The sequence below is a fragment of the Paenibacillus sp. V4I9 genome, from assembly GCF_030817295.1.
GTDB lineage: Bacteria > Bacillota > Bacilli > Paenibacillales > NBRC-103111 > Paenibacillus_E.
Genome location: NZ_JAUSZE010000001.1, coordinates 3271747 through 3297687, shown reverse-complemented (window position 1 = coordinate 3297687; position 25941 = coordinate 3271747). Strand labels below are relative to the sequence as shown.

Below are 25941 nucleotides of genomic sequence, written 5' to 3'. Positions count from 1 at the left end.
TACAGAGGCGCTCTTTTTTATGCAAACTCCAGATAATTCGTTCCACAGGAATTCTAACGGCGAACGTTAGCTCATAAAGACATGAAAGCAGCCGTCTAGAAGTGAAGTGTACCCCAATAGTTAGACACCATCTAACTATTGGAGGTGCAGTTCAGGATCGGCTGCCTTTTCTCAACTAAGGGCAGTTTAATTCAAGGGTTTATTCTAAAATATGGATAAAGATATAAAGGTTGGTGATCTTATGGAATTTCCTAATATTATTTACTTTTTGAATGAATACCGCGATATGATGCAAATGCCGTTTACTGAAAATATAAAGTTGTACAATAAGACTGAGGCTCAATCTACAAAGTTAGAACTAAAAAATGAAATACAAATACTCGAGGAGAAATTATTACTCGATGATTGGGAGATGGACAGATCTGTAGCCTTACTATGTGATAAATATAATAAGAAAAGCCTTATTAAAATAGTTCATTCACTAAAGAATGAAATTAAGTATTTAACTCACGAGAAACTATAGTTAAGGGGCTAGCTTAGACGCTGCTCCAGGCGATCTCAATAATCTCATTGAAACATTTGCTAACATATGGTATAAATTCCTAGTTGAATTTGAAGGGGGCTTACAAAATGAAAATTGGGATTGTTGGTGACTTTCGTCCAGAATATCCATCACAGATTGCTACTAACGATGCACTTATACATTCATCTAGGAAATTAGGAATTTTTATCGAATATGAGTGGATTCCTACAGCTACCAAAATTAAACAACTTTAATACCATCAATGAAACCTATCATGGTTTTTGGATAGGCCTCGAGTTCCCAGATTCCGTTGATGGGGTACTTAGCATTATTCAATTTGCATTTATTTATGAGACATTCACAGTTTTTTTGTTGTTATTCTTCATAAATAACTGTAAATGTTTCATAATTTGTTGTAGTTTTTGTTTCAAAAATAAAGATATGCAAGTAAATGCATGAATATACATCGATTAACTCTATGCTGAGTATCTGGGACTTCACCAGAGAAATGTTAAAGAGAGAAACAGGCATAACTATGGTGCTACCCTTAAACCAGTCAAAAGTGCAAAGCGACTAGAGGTTGTAGAGGAGTACATACCGCTTTATTAACAAACCTTTCCGTTAGAATTAAAGGGCATCAAATGATCAGTATCGAGCTTGAGTAATTGATGAAATGTCATAATAGAAAATGAAACGCCACTCATTCATAGAAAATGAGAAGTGGCGTTTCGTTTTTCCATTTACGGTGGGTATAGCAAATTCCAGGTTGAGTTAGACGCAATAAATAGAAATAATAATTTTTTATATAAATTAATAAGAAACATTGTTTTCTATTGATTTTATATGTGGGTGATGGGATTGTTATGAATTTACCCTTACATCAGTTTCATATTCTGTATAAAATCTACAAAAGCATTAATTAGTGATATTTGCAAAGATTCCTTTCGATAAATCATCCATGATTTACGCAAGATAGGCTCCCCGTAATTAGTCCTTAGTTGTATACGATGCAAGTGTTCATTATCTCCTAAGACGATGTTGGGAAGTATCGCGTAACCAAATCCGCTGGATACCATCTCTTTGCATGTTTCCATATGATCTACTTCCATTGTGACTGTCGGTGGTACTGAATACGTCTCCTTCCACCAATTATCAAATACATTTTCTAAGGACAAGTCCGTTTTATAACTGATTCTCGGTAATTTTGGCAGATCGTTTAATGAGATCTCTCTGTTCGATACAATCCAAATATTCTCTGTCATAATTAGATGTTTTTCTTCAGGCCAATTATAATTTCCTCGAATAAATCCGATATGGACATCCTGCTTATATACCGAATTTATTAATTCTGAGCTGCGGTTTGAAGTTACTTTAAACTCAACATCGGGGTATTCAGTATGGAAATTTTTTAACATTCCTGGGAGTTTGTAACGTCCTAGACTGCTTGCAGTACCGATTTTTAATGTGCCAGAGATTTTATTATCCATACTTAATAAATGCTCTTTTGTTTTTTGTAATTGCTGTAGAAGATCCTTTGCATATCTTACCAAATATTCACCTTGAGGCGTAAATTCTATACCTCTTCTTCCCCGGTGCATGATTTTGATCCCAAATTGCTTTTCTAATTGTTGAATGCGGTAACTTAAAGAAGGTTGAGATACGTATAAAAGCTCAGCAGTTTTTGTTAAATTTTGGTGTTCGAAAAGTGTTTGTAATAACATGCAGTCTCTTTCTTCCATAATAAAATCACTCATTTCATGAAATTAGGTTAGTTTAATTGTAAGCACAACTAGAGTTAGAAATCAAATAATTTTATCGATTATTATAAATTTAAACACTTTGTTTTATTCCATGGAACATGGTAATTTTATTTTACAGAGCCACAAATGGCTTTTAGCAAGCATCATCTTATTATAGCAATCCTAATTCAAGCGAGAAGAAAGTAGGGGGAGCAATGGCCTTAATACAGTTTTCTAATGTATCCAAACGGTTCGAACGTAATGGAGAGCAGTTTTGGGCATCACGCAACATTAATTTGACAGTTGACGAAGGCGAATTTCTTACCGTAATCGGTCCAAGCGGTTGTGGGAAGTCAACGGTTTTAAACATGTGTGCGGGAGTTATGAAGGCCGACGGCGGAACGATCACGTATCGTGGCAAGCAAGTAGATAGAATCAACACAAAAGTTGGCTACATGACTCAAAAAGATAATCTTCTTCCTTGGCGCAACGTTAAAAATAATATTGGGATCGGTTTAGAAATAAAGGGCATAAGTAAAAAAGAACGAGAGAAAATATGTGACCATTATATCGAAATGGTAGGTTTGAAAGGATTTGAAAAGCATTACCCCCAAGAACTTTCAGGAGGAATGCGGAAGAGGGCAAGTTTAGCGAAATTATTAGCATACAATCCAGAGACCCTATTGATGGATGAGCCATTTGGGGCATTGGACGCTCAGATGCGCTTGATTTTGCAAGATAAATTGTTGGAAATTTGGAAAGAAACCCAAAAAACAGTCATCTTTGTTACACACGATCTCGATGAAGCGGTGACTTTGGGTGATAGAGTAGCGGTATTTAGCAAACGTCCCGGAACCATTAAATTTGTTGAGAATATCAACATATCCAGGCCCAGAGATGTTGTGAATACACGCTTTTCAGACGAGTTTACGAAAGCGCATTCAAAGCTTTGGACTGCATTGAAAGATGAATTTGAAATGGAGGTGCTGAGATGAATGCTGGAAGAGTGTCAGATAGCCGAATTGGAGTTGAAATTCCACTTAGCAAATCATTAAAGCATAACAAACGTGTTGAATTTTTTAAGTTATCATTAATCCGCCTGGTACTATTAATTATATTTTTGGGAAGTTGGCAGTACGCATCTGGGAGATTCATTGATAAATTTTGGATTAGTACGCCACTCGATATCATGAAAGCGCTGCAAAAATGGATTGTCAATGGGGAGTTATTTTTCCATTTGGGAATAACTGCTGAGGAGACCCTGCTAGGTTTTTTCATCGGCGCTTTAAGCGGCGGTATCGTTGGTTTTTTTCTGGGGCGATGGACGTTTGGTGCCAAAATCTTCGAGCCATTCATTATGGCGTTATATAGTTTACCTAAAGTAGCCTTGGCCCCTTTATTTATTCTCTGGTTTGGCATCGGGATAGAGATGAAAATTATGTTGTCAGCAGTCACGGTATTCTTCTTAGTATTCATTAACACATTCGCAGGTGTGAGGGATGTAGATAACGATCAGTTAGAAAGCATCCGAATTATGGGAGCAACAGAAAGACAAATATTGTCCAAAGTCGTATTTCCTTCCGCATTGAACTGGATCATAGTCGGACTCAAATTATCTGTGCCCTATGCTTTACTTGGTGCAATTGTCGGAGAGATTACGGCTTCCAATAGGGGGATAGGCTACTTGATTCAGTATTCGGCAGGACAATTTAATACGGCAGGCACATTTGCAGCCTTGATCACTCTTATCATAGTTTCCAGCTTTTTAAATTATATTCTATCTTTATTTGAAAAGCGCTTTCTTCATTGGAAAACCCCGAGTCCGAATTAAAAAATTGAGTTCAAAGAAAGCAGGGATTAGAAATGAAAATAACGAAAAAGTTTGCATTTATGTTGATGTCTGGCATCTTATTGCTATCAGCTTGTGGAAATGCACCTTCCAAAACAAATTCGTTACCTAACAATACTCCAGTTTCCTCTTCTAGTCTTTCAACAAAAAAAGAAAAAGTGACATTAGTTCAATCCACCGCTGGCTTTTTATTCTCAGCTATTTATGTGGCTAAAGGAAAAGGCTTTTTCGAAGAAGAAGGACTTGATGTAGAGGTTACTATTGCAGGGGGGTCCCCTAAGGTCATTTCAGCGGTAGCGGGCGGGGGAGCGCAGATTGGTGCAACTGGACTCTCGGTAGTTATGGATGTTAACGGAAAAGGACAAAATATCCAGGCATTCGCTTCCCTAATCAATCAATACGCGTCCAATATCGTCATTCGCAAAGATGTAGCTGCAAAATTGGGTATTAATGAAAATTCACCCATCGATCAGAAGATCAAGGCTCTGAAAGGGCTTAGTATAGGAATTAATACGCCAGGAAGTGGTAATGACAAATTAGTGCGTTATTTACTAAAATCCCAGAATATAAATCCGGATAAAGATGTCAATCTGGTTCCACTCGGGAATGCAGAGGCTTTCTTTCCTGCATTTGCCAATAATCAAATTCAAGCGTTTTGTTTTTCATCTCCCACATCTGATACGGCTGCCTCTTCTGATATTGGGATGATGCTAATTAATTTGTCGAAGGGTGAAGTTAAAGAACTAGATGGATTTTCTCATAGTGTTCTCTTAGCTAAGCAAGACTTTATTGCTAAGAATCCTGAATTGGTACAAAAAATAACGAATGCGATTGGGAAGGCTGAGAAGTACATTGCTGAGGATAAAATGGGGGCTAAAGAAATTCTAAGGAAATCATTTAGCGACCTTGATGCAAAAGTATTTGATGTTGCGTTTGAAAACAACTATGGTGCCTTTGCAAAAAAAACTGCGATTACAAAAAAAGGATATGAGATGAATGTTACATTTGAAGGTATTGATATCCCCTTTGATAAAGTTGTAGTTAATAAATTTGCTGATGCAGTTAAATAAAACAGCCAAGGCTACCTAACTTAGCTTTTCCATGACCGATCACAGTTCAACAGAGTTCGGGTGATCGTATCCCGATTATCGGGCATCCTTAAAAGACCGCGTAGTAGGCGGTCTTTTAACTTTTGTAAATAAGAATTGAACTCATAAAGAATTTCTATTTTCAGGCACTGGCTTTATTGCCGGTATCTGTTGCTGGAATCTTTTATCTTTAAATGCGGCAATTCAAATGGTAAGAGCAGGTGCAAGGAAAAGGTTTTGCAGTGGTTGCCATTGAAGTAAGGAAGCTAGCATTGTAAATCCCAAAGTACTTCCGGGCAAATTCAGGAGATTATCCTTAAAATGACAGGTTTAGTCAGAAGTGTATCTGATGTTATGAGAAACAAAGTAAGTATAGAAGTAGAAAAGGGGATCCTGGTTACTGAGGAAGCGCGAGAAGCCTTTACCGAGATTAAATTAGGATCGATGGACTCCTTCCAACACGTGACAGCTGCATCCCAGGAGCAGATTGCTTCAATGGAGGAAATGAATTCTACTTCAATTGTTTTAACCAAAATGGCTGAGAATATGCATCATGTAGTAGAACGTTTTAAGTTAAAGTGATTTAATCTGCAAACTTTTTTGGATTCCATAGAATTAGAATTTTAGAAATCAAAAATTTCTATTATACTCGATAAAATATACATATTTTTTTTATATCAATTCTGATGGTAAAGTTAAGTTGTTGCTCCGGGGTGAATGCTGAAGGCTTAGACTACAAATTATATGACACGATGGAGGAAAGAAAATTGAATATCATCCAAAATGAAAGCGGAAACAATATTTCAAGCCGTCTAGATCATCTACCGATTACAAGTATTCATAAAAAAGTTATAGCGGCACTGGCTATTGTTTATTTCTTTGAGTTTGCTGACCTAAATACATTTTCTTACGTTGCACCTGCATTAAAAAAACATTGGGGAATGTCCGTAAGCACGATTGGCATTGTTACATCTTGTTCTTTTTTGGGAATGTTTCTTGGTTCTGCATTCGGCGGATGGGTAGCCGATAGATTTGGGAGAAGAAATGCCATTATTACAAACACTGTCTTTTTCTCTATTCTTTCTTTACTAACAGCTTTTGCTTGGGATCCGGTTTCGCTAGGCGTCTTGCGGTTTTTAACAGGTATGGGAGCCTCAGCCGCTCTTGTAAACGCAAATACGTATATCAGTGAATTTTTCCCTTCTGCTTCCCGCGGCAAATACCAAGGCATAACGATTGCGGTGGGGTTACTCGGAATTCCTTTAACTGCTTGGGCTTCGAGTTATTTCGTTACTTTAGGACCGGATGGATGGAGGTACGTGTTCGCGTGGGGTGCGTTAGGGCTATTCTCAATTTTCTTTCTTCGTAAGCTTGTAGAAATACCCCGGTGGCACTTTGCCCGCGGAGATTTTACAAAAGCAGAAGCCATTATGCAGAGAATCGAGGATACTGTTCGCCTGGAAAAGGGGGAATTGCCTCCTATTACTGAAGTTATCCTTAAGCCAAAGGCACAATTGAAAACAGGTTCTCTTATCGAATTGTTTAAAGGGAAATACCTTGGCAGAACGTCGATTCTGACTTTAACGTGGATTTTCCAAACTATCGGTTTCTACGGATTTTCCTCCTGGGTCCCAACACTACTCGTACAGCACGGTATCGAATTGAACAAATCATTAGTTTACAGTTCATTAATTACGATTGGTGCACCGTTAGGCGCTTTAGTAGGCGCTTTTATTTCAGACCGTTTCGAACGAAAGTGGAATTTGGCTGTATCGTCCATAGTAATTGCAATTTGCGTCCTTTTATACGGAATGACTTTTAACCCTGTGTTTCTAATATCATTTGGATTTTTAGTTAATCTAGTGGAGAGAGTATTCTCTTCGAATTTATACACGTATACCTCCGAATTATACCCTACTGAGATAAGAGCTACAGGATATGGTTTTACTTATGGTATCGGCCGAGTTTCAAATGTTTTGGGACCAATCGTTATAAGTTATTTTATCATTCACTTAGGGAATATGAGTGTCTTTTCTTTAATCGCCGCCACTTGGATCGGTTCAGCCGTGGCACTTAGTTTCGGTCCTAAGACCAATAAACGTAATCTGGACGAGATCAACAGTGATGATCCGATAAAGGTTCAACAATCGTCAGTAACTGTGAAATAATTATAAAGACGATATAAAAGCGCTGCAGCAAGGTAGAGCTTTATATCGTCTTTTTTTGGGTCAGCCTAGCTCCAATTCGTTATTACTTTTATTTCCACATCAGGGTTTCTAAGATGAAATTACTTGAGAATACCGAGCAGCACATATTAAGTAATGTTTCCTTAAACTTAGAAATCAATATTTTTTATTGAATATTATAAAAAAACATTATTTTATTTATTTCTACTGTTCTAATACATTTAATTCTGTAAGTCAAAAGAATTATCAAACAGAAATGTTTTATTAAGGAGTGGTACGTGATGAACGATTTCGGACAAATGATAAAAATCCCGACAACCATCATGAGGGGAGGTACAAGCAAAGGTCTGATCTTACGAAAATACGATCTCCCTTCCAATCCGGACCAAAGGGATAAATTGATTTTGAGAATGTTCGGTAGTCCGGACAGCAGTCAAATCGATGGGTTGGGCGGGGGAACAAGTTTGACGAGTAAGCTAGCGATCGTAGGTCCGCCTTCGCGGCCCGGAGCACATATCGATTATACCTTTGGTCAAGTCAGTGTCGAAAACCATGTCATCGATTATAGAGTGACCTGTGGAAATTTAGTTACGGCAGTTGGACTTTATGCTGCTGAAGAAGGATTTGTCCCATTAACGGAACCTGTTACAGCGGTCCATATTTATAATACGAATATCGATAAAATCATTGTAGCCGAAATACCAGTAGCTAATGGACAAATCATCTATGATGGGGATTTCTCCATTGATGGTGTACCTGGCGTATCCTCGAAGATCATGCTGAACTTTTTGAATTCGGGAGGTACCTTTACAGGAAATACTTTACCAACAGGCAATGTTAAGGATACGGTTCAAATTGACGACGGCAGGAGATTTGAAGTTAGTATTGTTGATTGCGCCAATACGATTGTCATTGTCAGGGCTGAGGATGTAGGAGCCAAGGGGACGGAGTTGCAGCAAGAGGTTAATCAAAACACGGAACTGCTGAATACGTTAGAAAAAATAAGAGTGCAGGGCGGCATCCTCGCTGGGCTCATTAAACCGGGAGAGGTCGTTAAACCATCTACTCACGCCTTACCGAAGATCATCATGGTTACTGCTGCTACAGATTATGTAACCCTGACGAATAGAGAAATTAAACAGGGGGAAGTCGACATTATTTCTCGGTATATGACTATGGGTGCTTTGCATAAAGCACATGCAGTGAGCGGAGCTATGGCATTAGCAACTGCGTGTAAAATTCCGGGAACTCTTCCTTTCGAGATTGCACCCCCGAGATCCAGCGTAAGGATAGGACACCCATCAGGTACAATGTACGTCGAGACCAAAGTGGAGTACGAGGACTTAGTGTGGAATGTGGTCCGCGCCGCTTGTGGTAGGACCGCAAGAAGGCTAATGGACGGATACTCGTATGTACCTGCCTCTGTGTTAGGTGCTTAGAAGTAAAGGTGAACGATATGGTATTAAGAGTTGTCATCATCATCACAATAGGATTTCAAGTCATGTTGAATATCACCAGACCTGTTGTCACCTTATTTGCTTCCCATTTGGGCGCTAATACATTTGAAATTGGTATGGTAACAGCTTTTTACGCATTCTTTCCGCTATTTTTCGCCATTTATGCAGGTAAAATCTCCGATTATGTAGGCGATCGGTTACCAATTATTCTGGGCACAGTCGGTATGACGGTAGGGATGGCTTTCCCTTTTTGTTATCCGTCCATGTGGTCACTATACACATCCCAAGCCATAATAGGCGTTTCGCAGCTTTTTATAAATATTTCACTCCAAAACGTGCTAGGCAACGCTGCAACCCCCAAGAATCGAGATCAATATTTCAGCATATTTAGCATGGCGATGTCATTGGGTAGCGTCATAGGTCCGGTCGTTGGAGGATATCTGGTTGAACATTTTTCTTATACGTTTGCTTTTCTCGTTTCTATGTTCACTGGATTGATACCGATTGCGATTTCATTCTTTATACCTGTCATTATTAGAAAGAACGAACAATCGGATCATGCCTTTTCCGGTTCTATGAGTTTATTGAAAATACCAATTTTAAGGAAAGCTTTGGTTTCAAGTGCACTTGTTTTGTATTCTCGAGATATTTTCGTAGCATATTTTCCGTTGTTTGCTAAGCAACAGAATATTTTACCGAGTGTTATTGGATGGATTATAGCCATTCAGGGGATAAGTATGGTCGCAGTCCGGTTTTTCTTGCCTAAACTTATTATCATCTTTGGTCGGAACCGAATCTTATTAGCCTCCATCTTTACTGCAGGAATTTCATTTTTCCTGGTCCCATTTACAAGTCATTTTTATTTTTTCTGTGTGTTGAGCGCATTGATGGGTGCGGGTCTGGGGTGCGGTCAACCGCTTTCGATGACTACGACCTACAATGCTTCTCCAAAAATGAGAACAGGCGAAGTTCTAGGGCTCCGATTAGCGTCGAACCGGCTATCACAATTGATAGCCCCACTCTTTTTCGGTTTAGTAGGTTCGTCGGTTGGGCTTGTCTCAGTGTTTTATGTCAGCAGTGCACTGCTAATCGGTGGAGCGTATCTGACCAGATCCAACGCAGATGAACAGTGAGAGCAATTATCGGACTGAATTTGAAAGTTAATTTTTTGAGGGTAGGTAATTGGGATGAATAACTTTGGCGGTAAAAGTATTATTTTAAGATTGGAACTCTATACAGAGCAAATTAATTTCGGACAAGTCATAACAGTAATAAACGAAAATGGTGGAGATGTAATAGCTATTGATGTTATCCAAATGGGAGAAGATTCAACCATTCGTGATATCACAGTTACAGTCTCAGATCAAAAGCATATCGAACAAATTGTTATTGCTATCAAAAATTTAGTTGGCGTCCGACTAATTCATGTTTCTGATAGGACATTTCTTCTTCATTTGGGCGGGAAAATAGAAACAAAATTGAAAGTACCTATTCAAAATCGGGAAGATTTATCGCGTGTGTATACGCCTGACGTTGCACGGGTTTGCATGGCTATTCATGAAAAGCAAGAAAATGCTTATAACCTTACTATAAAAAGAAACACTGTTGCTGTTGTATCGGATGGAAGTGCTGTCCTGGGATTAGGTAACATTGGCCCATATTCGGCTATGCCTGTTATGGAAGGGAAATCTATGTTGTTTAAGCAGTTTGCCGATGTGGATTCTTTTCCAATTTGTTTAAATACACAGAATGTTGAAGAAATCATAGCTACTATTAAACATATATCGCCTGCATTCGGCGGCATTAACTTAGAGGACATATCCTCGCCCAGATGCTTTGAAATTGAGGAGAGGCTTCGAAACGAACTCGATATTCCTGTTTTTCACGACGATCAGCATGGAACAGCAGTTGTTTTATTTGCAGGACTCATCAATGCTCTTAAGATAGTTGGTAAATCAATAAGTGATGTGAAGGTCGTTGTTTGCGGTATTGGAGCTGCCGGAATAGCTTGCACCAAAATACTATTGGCAGCAGGCGTAAAGGAAATAATAGGCGTTGATCGGGAAGGCGCCCTTGTTGAAGGCGGCAAATTTATAAATCCAATGTGGGAGTGGTATGCCAAACATACAAACCGCAATCTAAGTTTGGGTTCATTACATGATGTGATTGAAGGCGCTGATGTATTTATAGGGTTATCTCGCGGCGGAGTTTTAAAGAGAGAAGATGTACAGAAAATGGCGCCACAACCCATTGTTTTTTGTATGGCTAATCCTACACCGGAAATTCTTCCCGAAGAAATAGAGGATATTGCCGCAGTAATTGCAACCGGTAGATCCGATTATCCAAATCAAATAAATAATGTATTATGTTTTCCTGGTATATTTCGAGGGGCGCTTGATTGCCGGGCAACAACGATTAACGAGGAAATGAAGCTTGCTGCCGCCCATGCTATAGCATCAGTAATTCCCAATAAAGCTCTTAATAAGCTATATATTATTCCAAGTGTGTTTAACCAGGATGTAGTAAAACTCATAAGGGACAGCGTAATTAAAGCAGCTATTCAGACCGGAGTTGCCCATAGAATTCCGAGAGAGTATGGAAAAGCATAACTGAAGGATGTGAATTCATTTGAATCAGAATTTATTATGTCTCCTTTGCAATCTTGCGGAAAAGCAAATCTCAGAAAAAATATGTGATTGCTGCGCAGATGTATTGGAATTTGGGTATCCTTCTTTTCCGGCTTATGTACTACAGGAGACCGGTGAATTGCATGAAGCTGAAAGAAACAAAAGTTTATTGATAATAAGTAATTATTAGTAACTAGACTCAAAGCTCATTTACTTTTTTCTTTTAGAAAAAATGGATATACATGAATATGTAAATGGTCTGTTGAAGCCTCAACAGGCTTTTTTGTAGGCTTTTTGACTTCGTGAGTAGTAATATAAGTCGTTTGTTGTTCACTGTGTCAAGATGTTTTGAATAACAAACGATACACTATAACTTTTGTCGAAAAAGTGCGTGAATATTTATGCATATACTGCATAAAAGCAGTATTTTCTGTTGCAAATAATTTTGAAACAGAAGCGTAATCGGAATACGCCAAAATGCAAATTCCAATTAATTTGAAACAAAAACAACGGAGCCACGCGGGATTGCGAGCTCCGTATTATATGCGAAAACAATATACCTTTGTTAGGGATATGCGGTGGATTTCAATACATCATTATGGAATATGCAAGAAACAAAATGATGCTGGATAATGCTGGGCACGAAGAACGCGATCCACACGCAAATCAAATAGTTATTAGTAAACTGGCTTGCTCATTAGTCGGCCAAAAAGGTGAATTCATAGTAAAGAAAACCTCGAGAATCTTTGATATTTATCAAGTTGAAAATGTAATTGAACAGTTCAGATGTAACTATGGACTTAGTTCGGATTATGAAAAACAAATTCATGAAGCCGGATTAAGAATAGTCGGAACGGATTACATTGGCAACCCAAGAATTATTGAACTACCTGAGCATAAGTTCTTCATAGGCACGTTATTTGTTCCCCAATTAAGTTCCACTTCTAATTCAACACACTGCATCGTTGACCCTTTTATTACTAACTGTCTTATGTCAGCCAGAGAATTAAGCTAACGGATAACTATAGCTCAATACAGAACTAAACGAGGCTGCCGGCACAAACGGCAACCTCCATTACGTTTTACGTTAACGTGCAGTATTGTTACATAATTCTATTGACTCCTTTCTGAGATAGAAGTATAATTCTCCCAATTTATCATTAGAGGTGGGCTATTAAATGGCAGTTAATAATTATGAGTTTCACAAAGAATCACCTCAGAAAATGAGTGTAAAATATCAATTATTTTTACCTCATGACTATGAATCAAAAACAGACAATAAGTATCCATTAATTTTGTTTCTTCACGGTGTTAAAAAACGCGGAGAGGATATTAGTGTGCTAGAAGGTTACGGGCTTACTTGGATTGCAGAAAGTAAACAAGATTTTCCTTTTATTGTAGCTACTCCACTATGTCCATCCGATTCTAATTGGGCGTTGGAATATCATTCGATCACAGCCTTGGTTAATGAAATAATAACAAATTATCGAATTGATTCTGACAGGATATATGTTACTGGATTTAGTATGGGTGGAAACGGTACATGGGATTTCGCTTCAAGATCGCCGGAACTATTTTCGGCTTATAGTTCCAATTTCAGGGTGGTTCGATTCGGATAAGGCTATGTTACTAAAAGATATACCTATATGGGCTTTTCATTGTGTAGACGATGATATTGTCCCTGTTTCAGGAACAAAGGATATGGTTAACGCTTTAATAAGTATTGGTGGGAATGTAAAATTTACTTACTATGCTGGATTAAAGCACGATCACCGAGTAATGCACGAAACATTCAATAATGCAGAACTATATACTTGGTTGTTGAATCAAAAAAGAAAAATATGACCTTTGGTGATTTTACTAACGAGATAGTATTGTTTGGAGAGATAAATACTTGAAATTATATGTTACAAGACATGGTCAAACTGAATGGAATGCTGAAAACAGAGTTTGTGGAGTAACAGATATTGACTTAACTGAACGAGGGATAGAACAAGCAAAGGAACTTTCAACTAGAATTGAACATTATGACATTGATTTAATACTATCTTCACCATTAAAAAGAGCAAGAAGAACCGCTAAAATCCTTGCAGATTGTATTGATAAAAAGGTTGTTATCGACAACAGACTTATTGAACAAAACTATGGTGGTTTTGAAGGAATATCTCGGGACTCAGTGGATTTTAAATACGCCAGGAAACAGTTTCCAAGCAGACTTATAACAGGCGAATCATTATTCCAAGTTGCACATAGAGTATATGGCTTACTAGAAGATATTCGAGAAAAATATTCAACAAAAAACGTTTTATTTGTTACTCATGGCAGTGTGTGTAGAGTGATCAATACCTATTTTAATGAGCTATCTAACGATGAATACTACTTATATTACACAGGCAATTGTGAACTCAAAGAATATGAAATGCAATAACAAACTTCAAGGAAAACGTGATAATCCATCATTTAGAACGAAAGTGAAGGAGCTTCATCGCGGCAGCTCCTTCACTTTCGTTCATTAAAGTAACGGGCAGTATAGTTGAGCAACAGAAAAGTTAATATTGGATGAAATACCATAAAATTAAACCTTTATAAATATCTCACGTCTATACTGTCATGAGTGTCTAAATTAAAGAGAGGGGTTCCGAGGGGGTCTTATGATATTATCTAAAATAAAATTATTTGCAATTCTGAATCTTCTACTATTTCTAATTGTTGGTTGTAATAATGGCAATAAGAGCGCTATTAATGAATTCTCAATCTATTTGGTTAAAGAATTATCTACAACTGAAGCCATGAGTAAAAAGCTTGATGATCTTCCATTAGAAACTATACCTGTGCTTACCGACAAGGAAATTAGAACATACGATTGGACAGAACATGAATTCACAATGAAGGAAGGCATTAGTTTAGAGGAAAAGTTAGATGGGAAGGTATCTTTAAGTGGCAAACCTTTTGTTGTAGTTGTTGGTAATGAAAGAATATATCTAGGGAGTTTTTGGTCCTATTTATCTTCTCAATTTAATCCTGATATTCCAATTATCTCTTCTGTGTGGAATAAAGGAAGCGATAACGATATGTATAAAATACAATATGGAAAAAATCAGGATCCTAGAGACGATACTAAAATATTTGAGGCATTAAAAGGATTAGGGAAAGTTATTAATTATTAATTCTTCTTGGGAGTGCTGAGTAGTAATTGCATCAGCATATTTTCAGGGGTTATACTTCACTTACGAAGAACGATAGATCAATTCACACAAATAGAGTCTGCAGGTATTTAGAGGGAAGGAAAAGATTTGAATGAGTAGGAAAAGCGTGGTTGCCGGGATACTTTTATCCTTGTCTGTACCGATGATCGTGTTTTTCGCGGTTGTAGCTATTACTAATCTCGGTAACGTGCAGGGGCCTCCAGAAGATTTTCAATATCACGATTCTTACTTCGTCGTGATACATATTGATCCATACGTGTATCCCATATTGGCGGTGACTACTTTCACGGTTTATGCAGCAATTTTCTGGGTCGTGCGATACGTTAAGCGAAAGAACCTGTAGGCTTTCGAAGAATGAATCAATGATTCGTTACGCTAACGAAAAACGATAGCTTCATAACAAAGATCAAACAGGCTGCCGGTGATAAACTCGGTGGCCTATTGTGAATGGGCAGGATACTAAGAATAAAGGGGAATTATTAAAGACGTTGAATACCTATAACACAGAGTGAAGTGAACCCTTTTTCATTAATCTTGAGGAGAGAAAAAATGATAAATAAATTCGTTTCAATGCTTATGGGACTTTTATTTTATCGGTCTTCTTCACTAAAGTTTTCACCTCATGAAGTCGTGGAATACGACAAAATCTACTCGAATGCTATTAGTGAACATTCTGAAATTATATATTCAAGCAGTTATCCAAAATATCGTTTTATCCAATACATTTCCTCATCCAAGCCAGTAATAATGCACGGATCAAACAATGAGGGAATTCTAGAATTCGAAACCAGAAGACAGACGCTTTATAATGGACAATACGTTGAGGCGGTGTTTGCAACAAAAGATGGAGCTTGGTCTTTATTTTATGCTGTATTTGATCGGCGAAAGTTAGTTGATAATTTTAGAAACGCTTGTTTCAAAATACGCAAAAACAAAAATAGATATTATTTCTTCTCATTGACTCAGAACACAATGAATAAAAACCCTTGGACGAACGGTATTGTATATTTTCTACCCCAAGAATCTTTTGAAAATACAAATAGTTCAATTGTTTCGTTTGATGAATGGATTAGCAGAACACCAGTTACACCAATTACAAGAATTACAGTGGAACCTCATGATTTTTACTTTATAGATAAAGTTTCATGTCATAAGGCAAATGAGTCACTTTTTACATCTTGGTTTCTTTACAAGCTTAGATTAAAGATAAATGTAAAAAAACATTAAACTAACGAAGACGATAGCCTGAACGAGATGTAGAATTTCCAGAAAGGACATAAGAAAGATGCAAAATTCAAATGAATTTTTTGAGGATTTGGAGATATATCGTAATCCCGCTCAAATGAGAGTTTATTTTGAAATGAAGCGTACTGAGATTATTGATAATAAGGAATATGTCAAATTAGCAAGGCTTAAAAAGGGAAGATATAAGGAGTTCCTTGAGGAGTTTTACCCTTTGTATCTTTTTAGCCAAACTAAATATGTTTCTTCGGATTCTGAGATAAGATTAGTTGTTGGTAATCAAAGATATGACGGCCTTTTAAAGTTACCAAGCGGACACATTCAAAAAATTGAAATTACTGAGTACATTGATGGCCATAAGGAAAATATGGATGCGAAAAAAATAAACGAACGTGGTTACAGTGAAATGAGGATCGGAGATACGAGAGATCTTAAAACAAAAGCTAATGACTATATGGAAAAGGTGATTGAGAACGCAAATAGGAAAGCTCAGAAAGACTATCAAGGAACTAGCATAATAATACTAATTAATTCACTATTGCATCTGGACATTTGGGAACTGAAAACAGATGAGTTCATTGTTAGATTGTTGAGCAGATTGAGGGAACTTCAATTTAATTCAGATGCGGTTTACTTGCTAGTGCGAAATAGTGACCCCGTCGAAGATATTAATAATAATATTTATAAGGTCATTTAAATCGTGGGACGAAACTAGCCATACATAGGAGATTGCGCTAACGGATACTATAGTTGAGGGGCTTGATTCGCGGCAAGCTCCTCTTTTTGTTTATTCAAGTAACGGGAAGAGAATGGAACAAATTGTTTGTATTCCTGGTATTCTAACATGTTAAATTAACGATAGGAAAGTAAAGATTGTATGGGGTGAATAGGGTTGGGTAAGTTTTTGGTCATTATTTCCACCTTTGCAGTCTTGTTGTCAGGATGTTCAGGAGATGCAAAGCTTGACGAGCAAAACGTAAAAGAGTCCGCGATTGGATATAAGACGGAAGTGACTGAAGGGGATTTCGTCTATCGCCTCGTGTCCGAGAAGTCAGTATACACCGAAGGCGAGAAAGTGGAGGTCTACGCGGAGCTGGAATACGTAGGAGATGAGGCAGAAGTCAAAATCGGCCATGCCATCTCGCCGTTCTATTTCCCGACGAAAGAGAAAACGAGAAACTTCGATATCCGCTACGGTATGCAACAGCCTGCACCTCGACAGATCAAATTGGGAAAAGGAATTTGAAGTAAAAAAAGACTTATTTATTTGGAAGTATATTTGATTTATTGGATTTGGCCCCCCAGGGCGCGCCTTTATTTGGGGGCGGGTGGACTTAACTTGCAGGACTTGCAGGACTTAAACTTGCATCTGCAGCCATCTGCAGCATTTTCTCAATGTAGGCACATTTGTGTCATTAATGTAGGCACATTTGTGTCATTAGACAATTGTCGGATGACAAGAACATAGTCCGAATCAAGTCCGCGTAAATCGCGGGCTTTTTAATTAATCGGCTCAAGTTCTTGTCAATTGGCGATGTCAAGAACTTGATCCGATTGCCGATTTGTGACAAGAACATTGTCCGATTGCCGACAAGATTAAAAGGGCGCGCTCAGCTAACGGGCAGATTTGCTTAATTTAATAATTCATGATAGAGGGCATTTACATAAGAACATACGTGCGATATGATAATTTTGCATATATATCCCAATATAGAGTTTGGGTTGGATTATTTTGTTACATTTAGTGAATCTTTTTTTGGGGAGTGTGATTGCATGGACAAGAATTCTATTTATGGGAAAAGCATTATAGGCGGTAGTGAGGTTGGTGTCATCTCGGTCGACGACATGAATACGAGTGATATTCATGAAACAAACAGCTTATTTTGGGATACAAAAGGAAATGATGTTTTAGGAGCAACCTCACTTCCTCTTTATGGAGCATTTGTCTCAGAAGAAAAATGCCAGCTTTTTGGTGATGTCTCAGGAAAAAAGATACTGGAAATAGGCTGTGGAAGCGGTCAATCTTTGCAATATGTGGGGGAACGCAAAGCATCTGAACTATGGGGTATGGATATCTCAGAAAACCAACTCGAAAAGACAAAGCAACATTTGACGGAGTTTGGTCTTTCAGCAAAATTAATCTGTTCTCCCATGGAAGAAGAATGTGGTATACCAGAGGATTATTTTGACTTTGTTTATTCGGTTTATGCAATAGGCTGGACAACTGACCTTGAAGGTACTTTTCGCCGGATTGCTTCTTACCTAAAAAAAGACGGCGTATTTATTTTCAGCTGGTCACACCCTATACACAAATGTGTTGCTGCAGAAGATAATATGCTTGTTTTCAAAAAATCTTATTTCGATGAATCTTGGTATTCGCTATCTCTTGGCGGAAGTACGCTAACATTATCGGACCGTAAACTATCAACCTATGTGAATGCGTTGGCAAAAGCGGGATTTGTTATTGAGCAATTGATTGAGGAATCTGATGATGAAATTATGCAATCGCCGGCTAACAGCGACAATTTTGCAAAAAAAGCGAAGATGCTTCCTGTAACTTTTGTAATCAAGGTAAGAAAACTATAGGAGAACAATAGTTTGAGGAGCTTGCTTCGCGGCAGCTCCTCTTTGTCATTGAAGTAACGGGCAGGATAGTGGATCCCCGACAATCATATTTATATAATAGGAAGGATTTAGTGTTATAATTGGATGAAAAATGGGAAAACGGAAAGCGAGGAATCTCCATGAAGAAAGCAATTGTCCCTCAATTACTAGCTTCTTTAACTATGTTAGAGGAAGCAATCAATACGTGTCCAGATGATTTGTGGGACCACCAAGGGTACGAAAACAAATATTGGCACATTGTTTATCACACCATATTCTTTACACATCTATACCTAACTACTTCAGAAAATATGTTTAAACCTTGGGAAAAAGCAAGAAATGAATATCAATTTATGGGACCAGTCCCATGGCCACCACATTATACACCGAGAATAGAACACACCTATACAAAGGAAGACCTTATTGAATATATTGAAAAGATTAAGGGAGAGGCACCAAATATAATAGCTCAAGATGATTTAAATGCGAAATCCGGGTTTGAGTGGTTGCCGTTTAATAGATTGGAATTGTATCTACATATGATAAGACATGTCCAGCATCATACAGGACAACTTATAGAGAGATTGAGGAATTCCGGTGTTAAACGTAACCAATGGATTGTTACAAATAACGTACATCAATAAACGGCATTTGATATAACACAAAATGTTCATAGCCCCTTCTTTCCAGAAGAAAGATTGCAAAGGGTTGAAAAGCGTTTGTTCAACTAACGACGAACGTTTGTTTAATAAGAAACCAAAAAGAGGCTGCCGGCATGGAGCAGCAGCCTCGTTAAAGTATTGGGCAGCATAGCTTAATAATTGTTGTTATAATTAACTTGAAGTTTTTAACATTGAGGTGTATGCAAATGGCTATTTGTCTTGAGTTTGAACTAATAGAAGTAATCGGCACAATAGCAAGGTATAGATTCGGCAATTGTTTACGTGAATTAGATGGCGTTATCGAACTTGATTTATTTAAGTTGAAAAACGGCTACCGGGTAACTTTAGTTGAATAGTAAAGTGGCAGCCTAAGACTTTATTTTCGAGTCTTAGACCGTTGTTGTTTCATTTTCAGGGTTAGTCTAATACTTAATTTTATACATCTGATGATAACTCAATTCACAAATCCCGTAGCATCATGGGGTTCAGTCTAACACTATATTTTCTAAAGACAATAATTATCTTTAACAATCACTTACGTAAACAAGTAGATATACGTAAAATCAAACGCGCGTTAGATAATTTCCTGCAACTACTTACGAATGGATGTAATTTGATATGGCACGTACCAAAACAGTTACGAGTGACAATAATTTATGCTTGGCAGGAGATTGTGAAAAGCCTATCAAAGCAAAGGGATTATGCGCTACACATCATCAAAGACAGTTTAGAACAGGCTCCACAGAGTTAAAAACACAAATGAAGCAGAAGCAGTTTCTTCAACGTGTATGTAGAGCGGCTGGATGCAATGTTCTGAGTGTTAGGCTAGGTTTGTGCCAAGAGCATTTAATTGAGTTTCAATTGTAAGTTTTGATTGTTACTACATTATAAGTTCATTACGCTAACTGGGAACGATAGTTCAATACCGAGAGGGTTGCCTCATAGAAGCCGCCTATACATAGGAATATGGGTGTAGGTCGGAAGCTTATGCAGCATGCCATTGACTTAGCTATTGAGAACAAAACGACCCGATTACAGCTTTTTCATTGTTTTTGGGATATGAGGTCTTGCTTCCAACCCATATGAATCCAATCATTGAGTTCAGGAGCAAGCACTTGAAACACTTCAGGAGTTGTTGTAACTTCAACTATTTCTTTTCCATGTATTGCTGGGGATATTTCGATAAATTTACCGTTGGTTAATTTTATTGATAAATAATTTGGTGGTATTGATTTTGAAGGGAAACTTTCCTTATATCCTAATACCTTGGATTTGCTTAACCAAACTAGAATTTTTTCAATAATTTCTTTATCTCTTTTCTCAGCTGGATTGAGTGGCAGAATTTGAATGGATTCAAGGGGTATAACATACTGAACAGAATCAATGTCATTTATCATTGGCATAGTAATATCTTTAGAAGCAGAGCAACCAGATAAAATCATCATTGTCAAAAGAAACATTATGAAAAATCTTCTCATATCATTCACCCTTTACATTTATTTAATGAAAGAACACTCAAACATTTTCCTTAGGTTAATCTATAATATACAACTTCAACATCTCGGATTATGGATCTGCTGAAGTAACTGGTTGGAGCGCCTATTATCCTTTTCGTTCTTTTGCTTTTAGTTTTTGCTTTAACCAAAAATCTGGTGGTTCGTAAGCAATGATTGAATAATCAAGTTCATGACCTAAAGCAGTTGCTAATTGAATAAGCAACGATTTCCTTAAATCAGTAGGATGTATATCACCTGTTTTAACGGTCAAGACTTGAACACCATTTCTATTGGGAGTGCCAGCGACAACCACTTGGTTTCCTTTTGTATAAACATCGGTGACTGTCGTTTGAAAAACAACAATATATAAATCAAGAGCAGTGTCATTCTGAAACATAGGAAAATTAATACCTACGTTTTGTTTGAAGTTTAACTCACCTGAAATTCCAATGTCGTAAGTGGTAAATAACCGATGGAGTGCGTATTGTATTCGCATTGGGATGTAACTCCATCTGCCCCCCCAATATGTACTGTGCCAATGTTCTTCATAAACAGGTCTTTTATAGTTAGGGTCATTCATTATTATGTTGAATGGAATTTTTGTTCCTTTATCTATTACTTCAGAAATAGGAATCGTGTCGGTGGGATAGTATTTTTTGGCTTCTGCTTCTTCTTGTGGTTCAACAATTGTAATTGGTTTAGGTGGCTCAAGCTGTTCTAAACGTCTTTCTAACTCTTCAACTTGCTGATCGGAGTTACCTATTTGGGGACTTGGTAATTCTTGCGCATAACAGGTTGTATAGGAAACGGAGAAAGCAAATAACATGAAGAGAGTTATACTTATTTTTGACATATCCAACACCTCATGGATATGTTGCTTCTTTACAAGCAAATTTATGTAAAAAATTCCCTTGAACTTACGGGAAACGATAGTGAAAGAGCTTGCCTCTTGGCAGCTCCTTTTTTTGTTCATTCAAGTAACGGGCAGGATTGCTTAGTATTTAGTTTCCGATTTATGGTAAAATAACGAGGTATAAATTTTCTCGAATAACACTTAAGGTGATAACAAATGCTCGATGTAATACGGGAAACAGTAGATGAATGTATTTTAAAAATAGACGGAGTTGTTATTGATAGTTTTGTTAAGTATGGAGATAAAAAGATTGAATATGCACTGTCATTTAAAGAATTTATGGCATCAGTATCAATCTTACCTGTTTTTACATATGACTTTTACGCGATTGAAATTGATTCGGAACGAACATTTATGTTTAATACAAAACAGTTCCAAAATCATGATGATGTCGTTTCAGAACTAAAAAAAGACCTTCTTGCTTTATCAAGCTTAGGGAAAAAATGAAATCACAATTTCTAAGGAAAACAAGAACTCAATAAATACCATGAACCGTTTCCAGTTGATTTGCTAACATAATGAATGAACATAGATATTAGGAAGTGTAACTATGAAAATCAACTATTTAATTACATTTGACTCTGAAGAATCAGATGCAACTTTAGATGAACTTGAATATGGTGGAAGTGTTTCAGGTTACTTTGAGTTGGTGTGTAATGAAGAATGTAGTTATGGGTGTATACCATATTTACCAATCCCCGCTGATTTACAAGGTTTGGATTTGCTATCAACATGGTTCGAGCAAATATCGGAAGCAGCAATGATAATTTCCAAAACTTCTGACTTTGTAATAATCAATGATATTGATTCTTTTAATTCGTGGATAGAAATTCAAAAATGTGGTGAACAAGTATTTATTAGTCATATAATATCAGAAAAGAAAGCAGGGCAAGGTGCTTTATTGCTTAAACCATTAAGTGACTATATTAACGGTCCCTGGGTGAAACAACCTGTCGAAGTAAAAGTTTTTTTAAATGAGATCATTGGTAAAACACGAGCATTTATGGATGAACTACTTGCACATAATAAAAATTTCCTAAACGTCAGTTGGGTTGAAAAAATAATGCATAATATAAATAACATAGAGATTTAGACGAGATTCAACGGGCAGTTTAGTTGAGTAACACCTTAGCAGAACTAACAACTTATGGTAATGTAAAACTAAGTTAGCAAAAGCTGAGGAAGGTGTTTCAGTTATGGATAACATTAAGTTACTTCAAGTGGCAGTAAAGCAATATGGATATAATCCTGAAGATTTGGTTGTCGAAAAAGAGCTTCAATTGAATACTTGGCATGGGGATTTACATTTTAAAATTCATTTAAAAGAAAAGTCGTTCTCAGCAAGATTTACTAGCCATGAGCGATATGAAATTAGCGTATTTGTTAAATTAACGGATGAAGTTCTTACAGAACAAATTAAATATTGCAATTATCTGCGTGAATCTGGAATTCCTTTTATGAAACATCGGTCAACTGTTTATAATGAACCATTTACTTTGGTTAATGATGGGGAAAAGGAATGGAGATTCGTATTGTTTGAGTGGATTGAAGGTGAACATATTACTCATTGTACTGAGTCCGTATCAGAAAAATTTAGTAAACTGGCACGAAAGATTCACGACATATCAGTAAAATTTGAAAGTGAGGTCTTTACAAAAGAATCCCATGTTTATGGTTCAGAACAATTTCTTGAAATGATTCGTAGAGAATTAGGCTCAATCAAGTTTACGGCAAGAACAGACGAATTGTTACAAAACTACATATCTCTTGTAGAATATAATATAGAAAAAGCAAAATCTGAATCATTGGAGTTCATAGTTCAAAGTGACTTAAACAATCTAAATATACTGTGGGATAGTAACGGTGAAATCATTGGAATCGTTGATTTTGAGTCAATCACTTACACGGATAGAGTAGAGGGCTTAGCATGGCTAATAAAATGGTATTCACGACCTCATGGAATAGGCTCCCATGAAATGTCTCCTGCTCTTGGAAAGGCTGTCTTACGCGGTTATGAGGCAAAAGAAATTCTTAATCAAAGTGATTTTAGCAGACTCCCTTCATTGCTATGGTTATCAGGTTGTTTAAATTGGAATTTTACTGCTCAAACAATAAATTTAATAAAGAATAATGAAGATATACTCCTAAAAGAACATCTAACTAAGTATTTAAAACGTGGGGAAAAACTTGTATCTCTTATTTAATGAAATATACTCAAAATGCTAAACCATATGTTATTGAACTAACGGGAACAGTAGGTTCAAGTAATCGATGAGACGAAGAGGGGAAACCGAAATGAAGACGATCAAGTGCATGATGGACCATCTGTACTGGGCGGACGGACGCATCTTGGACACGCTCGAGGAGAGTGAGACGAAAAACAAGGACCTTCTGAAGCTGGTTCGGCACGTCGCGGTCGCGGAACGAGTCTGGCTGTCCCGATTGCAGGGCAAGGGCAGCGCGCAATATTCGTTGTGGGAGGAAGCGGAAGACCTGACGGCGATCCGGACGATGTTCGAAGAAAACGCCGAGCAATATCGCGTCTATATCGAAGGGCTCGAGGAATCCGAGTTGGACGAGATGATCGACTATGCGAACCAGAGCGGGGTTCCGTTCCGAACGTCCGTCCGGGTCATCCTGTTGCAGGTCCTCTTACATGGGCAATATCACCGGGGACAGATCAACCGGGCACTTCGGATCGAATCGGCAGAGCCAGTCCAAGTCGATTACATCACGTTCGCGAGGCTCTAACAGGGCCTAATAATCACCATTACTCGGAATGGGATTGTCATTGAACTAACGAAAACGTTAGTTGAATAAAACAGCGACAGTCTAGGACCTTATTTTCCTGTCCATGACTGTCGCTGTTTCTATTTCAGGGTCAGTCTAATACTTTGTTTTCCTTCTACACCGACGCAAGAACCGCAGCTGCGGTATGCAGAAAACAGTAAGTAAAAAGTAGTGCTTTTGGAAAAAGTATGGTATAGTAAATTCAATAACTGTAATAATTTATATGACAGTTTAAGTGGCAAGGCTTATGAAACCAGAATTTATTCATAATGGAGGTAATGCTAAAATGAATAATCAAAAAATCCAACCTGCCTCCAAGCTAGGACCTTTATTCGAGTCCTCCAAGCTTGGAACTTTGAACCTAAAGAACCGGGTCGTCATGGCTCCAATGACGAGAGCCTTCTCTCCAGGAGGAGTGCCGGGTCCTGATGTGGCCGCTTATTACTGTCGCCGTGCTGATAACGGTGTAGGGCTTATTATTACGGAGGGTACCCTGATCAACGATCCGGCTGCCACCAATAATCCGAATATTCCGAATTTCCATGGGGAGGAAGCGCTGAAGGGTTGGGCTCGCGTCGTCGCGGAAGTACATGAAGCCGGCGGGCTGATTATGCCGCAGCTATGGCATATCGGCACGGACCGTAAGGTAGGAGCCGTTCCGAACCCGGAGGAGCTGCCGATCGGACCTTCAGGCTTGGATCTCGCGACCGGGGAAAAAGTCAATGAGCCGATGAGTCAGGAAAGGATCGATTCCGTTATTGCCGCTTACGCACAAGCGGCGGCGGATGCCAAACGAATCGGCTTTGACGGGATTGAGCTTCATGGCGCCCACGGCTATTTGATCGATCAGTTTTTCTGGGAGAGAACGAACCAGCGCACCGACAGCTATGGCGGAGACCTTGTGAAAAGAACCCGTTTTGCGGCTGAAATTATTGCGGCTTGCCGTCGCGCGGTAGGACCCGATTTCCCTATCTTACTGCGGATATCGCAATGGAAATCAAGTGATTACGAGGCGAAATTGGCAGCCAATCCGGATGAACTGGCCAAATTCCTTGCGCCGCTTGTAGAAGCGGGTGTTGATGTATTTCACTGCTCGACCCGCCGCTTCTGGGAACCGGAGTTCGCCGGTTCCGACCTGAATTTCGCAGGCTGGGTTAAAAAATTAACCGGCAAACCTACAATCACTGTGGGCTCCGTAGGTCTGGATAATGAGTTTCTATCTTCGTTTAGAGGGGAAAACGCAGGTACGGCGAACGTGGATACCTTGACCGACAAGCTTAACAATAGAGAGTTCGATCTGGTTGCAGTCGGCCGTGCGCTGCTGGTTGATCCGGCATGGGCGGCTAAGGTCCGCGATGGCCGGCTTGACGAGCTGAAGCCTTTCACCCCTGAAGCGCTGCGTTCGCTATCTTGATTCTGCTGTAATTCTAACCTTTTGTTTATATGATTGGGCACTCCGAGTTAGTGGGAGAGCCCGTTTTTTTGTTTGACGACTTAACATGTGTTATAGCAATTCCTGCAATTGGCGATAGAGGGCGGAATTGATCGGTGGCCTTTTC

The 25941-nt window shown here is 38.2% G+C and carries 30 protein-coding genes; 27 read left to right on the top strand and 3 right to left on the bottom strand.

The window, feature by feature from the left end; all coding sequences use genetic code 11:
• Window positions 1-211 precede the first annotated feature (211 nt).
• Together QFZ81_RS15355 and QFZ81_RS15350 are read left to right on the top strand one after the other, a co-directional pair.
• Entirely contained in the window at window positions 212-523 is a 312-nt protein-coding gene (locus QFZ81_RS15355; protein ID WP_307443058.1) for a hypothetical protein, read from the top strand.
• A 107-nt stretch (window positions 524-630) separates the two neighbouring features.
• Window positions 631-777, top strand: a complete 147-nt coding sequence (locus tag QFZ81_RS15350) for a hypothetical protein (RefSeq protein ID WP_307443059.1) — start codon at window positions 631-633, stop codon at window positions 775-777.
• A 621-nt stretch (window positions 778-1398) separates the two neighbouring features.
• Here QFZ81_RS15350 and QFZ81_RS15345 read toward each other — a convergent pair.
• On the bottom strand, window positions 1399-2262 hold the full coding sequence (locus tag QFZ81_RS15345; RefSeq protein ID WP_307443060.1) for a LysR family transcriptional regulator: 864 nt from the start codon (window positions 2260-2262) through the stop codon (window positions 1399-1401).
• 215 nt (window positions 2263-2477) lie between these two features.
• Between QFZ81_RS15345 and QFZ81_RS15340 the strand changes: the two genes are divergently transcribed.
• From QFZ81_RS15340 to QFZ81_RS15245, 20 genes are all read left to right on the top strand, one after another.
• Complete coding sequence (locus tag QFZ81_RS15340; RefSeq protein WP_307443061.1) at window positions 2478-3257, top strand: ABC transporter ATP-binding protein; 780 nt, start codon at window positions 2478-2480, stop codon at window positions 3255-3257.
• Entirely contained in the window at window positions 3254-4093 is an 840-nt protein-coding gene (locus QFZ81_RS15335; RefSeq protein WP_307443064.1) for an ABC transporter permease, read from the top strand. The genes QFZ81_RS15340 and QFZ81_RS15335 overlap by 4 nt, the downstream gene beginning before the upstream one ends.
• A gap of 32 nt (window positions 4094-4125) precedes the next feature.
• Complete coding sequence (locus tag QFZ81_RS15330; protein WP_307603410.1) at window positions 4126-5181, top strand: ABC transporter substrate-binding protein; 1056 nt, start codon at window positions 4126-4128, stop codon at window positions 5179-5181.
• 339 nt (window positions 5182-5520) lie between these two features.
• The gene (locus tag QFZ81_RS15325; RefSeq protein WP_307603409.1) at window positions 5521-5781 is read left to right on the top strand and encodes a hypothetical protein; all 261 of its coding nucleotides are present in this window, start codon (window positions 5521-5523) and stop codon (window positions 5779-5781) included.
• Window positions 5782-5975: 194 nt separating this feature from the next.
• Entirely contained in the window at window positions 5976-7367 is a 1392-nt protein-coding gene (locus QFZ81_RS15320; RefSeq protein ID WP_307606909.1) for an MFS transporter, read from the top strand.
• Between the two features lie 299 nt (window positions 7368-7666).
• A complete protein-coding gene (locus tag QFZ81_RS15315; RefSeq protein ID WP_307603407.1) occupies window positions 7667-8824 on the top strand; it encodes a 2-methylaconitate cis-trans isomerase PrpF family protein in 1158 nt (385 codons plus the stop codon).
• A gap of 17 nt (window positions 8825-8841) precedes the next feature.
• Window positions 8842-9975, top strand: coding sequence for an MFS transporter (locus QFZ81_RS15310; protein WP_307443070.1), 1134 nt, complete (start codon window positions 8842-8844; stop codon window positions 9973-9975).
• A gap of 54 nt (window positions 9976-10029) precedes the next feature.
• Window positions 10030-11451, top strand: coding sequence for an NAD-dependent malic enzyme (locus QFZ81_RS15305; protein WP_307603405.1), 1422 nt, complete (start codon window positions 10030-10032; stop codon window positions 11449-11451).
• 556 nt (window positions 11452-12007) lie between these two features.
• On the top strand, window positions 12008-12484 hold the full coding sequence (locus QFZ81_RS15300) for a glutamine amidotransferase-related protein (RefSeq protein WP_307606907.1): 477 nt from the start codon (window positions 12008-12010) through the stop codon (window positions 12482-12484).
• Between the two features lie 163 nt (window positions 12485-12647).
• A complete protein-coding gene (locus tag QFZ81_RS15295; protein WP_307603403.1) occupies window positions 12648-13088 on the top strand; it encodes a carboxylesterase family protein in 441 nt (146 codons plus the stop codon).
• A 4-nt stretch (window positions 13089-13092) separates the two neighbouring features.
• Window positions 13093-13314: a hypothetical protein gene (locus QFZ81_RS15290; protein WP_307603402.1), complete on the top strand. Its 222-nt coding sequence runs from the start codon at window positions 13093-13095 to the stop codon at window positions 13312-13314.
• Between the two features lie 49 nt (window positions 13315-13363).
• Window positions 13364-13897, top strand: a complete 534-nt coding sequence (locus tag QFZ81_RS15285; RefSeq protein WP_307603400.1) for a histidine phosphatase family protein — start codon at window positions 13364-13366, stop codon at window positions 13895-13897.
• Window positions 13898-14120: 223 nt separating this feature from the next.
• A complete protein-coding gene (locus QFZ81_RS15280) occupies window positions 14121-14636 on the top strand; it encodes a hypothetical protein (protein WP_307603397.1) in 516 nt (171 codons plus the stop codon).
• A 130-nt stretch (window positions 14637-14766) separates the two neighbouring features.
• Window positions 14767-15018 carry a hypothetical protein gene (locus QFZ81_RS15275; protein WP_307603395.1) on the top strand — a complete coding sequence of 84 codons (252 nt, stop codon included), beginning with the start codon at window positions 14767-14769 and terminating at the stop codon, window positions 15016-15018.
• Between the two features lie 206 nt (window positions 15019-15224).
• Window positions 15225-15902 (top strand): hypothetical protein, encoded by a 678-nt coding sequence (locus QFZ81_RS15270; RefSeq protein ID WP_307603393.1) that lies wholly within the window; start codon window positions 15225-15227, stop codon window positions 15900-15902.
• A 58-nt stretch (window positions 15903-15960) separates the two neighbouring features.
• A complete protein-coding gene (locus QFZ81_RS15265; RefSeq protein ID WP_307603391.1) occupies window positions 15961-16614 on the top strand; it encodes a hypothetical protein in 654 nt (217 codons plus the stop codon).
• A gap of 195 nt (window positions 16615-16809) precedes the next feature.
• Window positions 16810-17163 carry a hypothetical protein gene (locus QFZ81_RS15260; protein WP_307603389.1) on the top strand — a complete coding sequence of 118 codons (354 nt, stop codon included), beginning with the start codon at window positions 16810-16812 and terminating at the stop codon, window positions 17161-17163.
• Window positions 17164-17690: 527 nt separating this feature from the next.
• Window positions 17691-18503, top strand: a complete 813-nt coding sequence (locus QFZ81_RS15255) for a class I SAM-dependent methyltransferase (RefSeq protein ID WP_307603387.1) — start codon at window positions 17691-17693, stop codon at window positions 18501-18503.
• A 158-nt stretch (window positions 18504-18661) separates the two neighbouring features.
• A complete protein-coding gene (locus tag QFZ81_RS15250; RefSeq protein WP_307603385.1) occupies window positions 18662-19165 on the top strand; it encodes a DinB family protein in 504 nt (167 codons plus the stop codon).
• Between the two features lie 984 nt (window positions 19166-20149).
• Entirely contained in the window at window positions 20150-20269 is a 120-nt protein-coding gene (locus tag QFZ81_RS15245; protein ID WP_307603383.1) for an N-acetyltransferase, read from the top strand.
• On the opposite strand, the gene QFZ81_RS15240 is transcribed toward QFZ81_RS15245, so the two are convergent.
• Complete coding sequence (locus QFZ81_RS15240; RefSeq protein WP_307603381.1) at window positions 20227-20661, bottom strand: hypothetical protein; 435 nt, start codon at window positions 20659-20661, stop codon at window positions 20227-20229. The genes QFZ81_RS15245 and QFZ81_RS15240 overlap by 43 nt on opposite strands.
• A gap of 124 nt (window positions 20662-20785) precedes the next feature.
• On the bottom strand, window positions 20786-21532 hold the full coding sequence (locus tag QFZ81_RS15235) for a hypothetical protein (protein ID WP_307603379.1): 747 nt from the start codon (window positions 21530-21532) through the stop codon (window positions 20786-20788).
• 216 nt (window positions 21533-21748) lie between these two features.
• On the opposite strand from QFZ81_RS15235, the gene QFZ81_RS15230 reads away from it, so the two are divergent.
• From QFZ81_RS15230 to QFZ81_RS15210, 5 genes are all read left to right on the top strand, one after another.
• A complete protein-coding gene (locus QFZ81_RS15230; protein ID WP_307443122.1) occupies window positions 21749-22039 on the top strand; it encodes a hypothetical protein in 291 nt (96 codons plus the stop codon).
• A 103-nt stretch (window positions 22040-22142) separates the two neighbouring features.
• The gene (locus QFZ81_RS15225) at window positions 22143-22685 is read left to right on the top strand and encodes a hypothetical protein (RefSeq protein WP_307443123.1); all 543 of its coding nucleotides are present in this window, start codon (window positions 22143-22145) and stop codon (window positions 22683-22685) included.
• 103 nt (window positions 22686-22788) lie between these two features.
• On the top strand, window positions 22789-23796 hold the full coding sequence (locus tag QFZ81_RS15220; RefSeq protein WP_307603377.1) for a phosphotransferase enzyme family protein: 1008 nt from the start codon (window positions 22789-22791) through the stop codon (window positions 23794-23796).
• Window positions 23797-23887: 91 nt separating this feature from the next.
• On the top strand, window positions 23888-24343 hold the full coding sequence (locus QFZ81_RS15215) for a DinB family protein (protein WP_307443127.1): 456 nt from the start codon (window positions 23888-23890) through the stop codon (window positions 24341-24343).
• Between the two features lie 325 nt (window positions 24344-24668).
• On the top strand, window positions 24669-25796 hold the full coding sequence (locus QFZ81_RS15210) for an NADH:flavin oxidoreductase (RefSeq protein WP_307603375.1): 1128 nt from the start codon (window positions 24669-24671) through the stop codon (window positions 25794-25796).
• Window positions 25797-25941 lie beyond the last annotated feature (145 nt).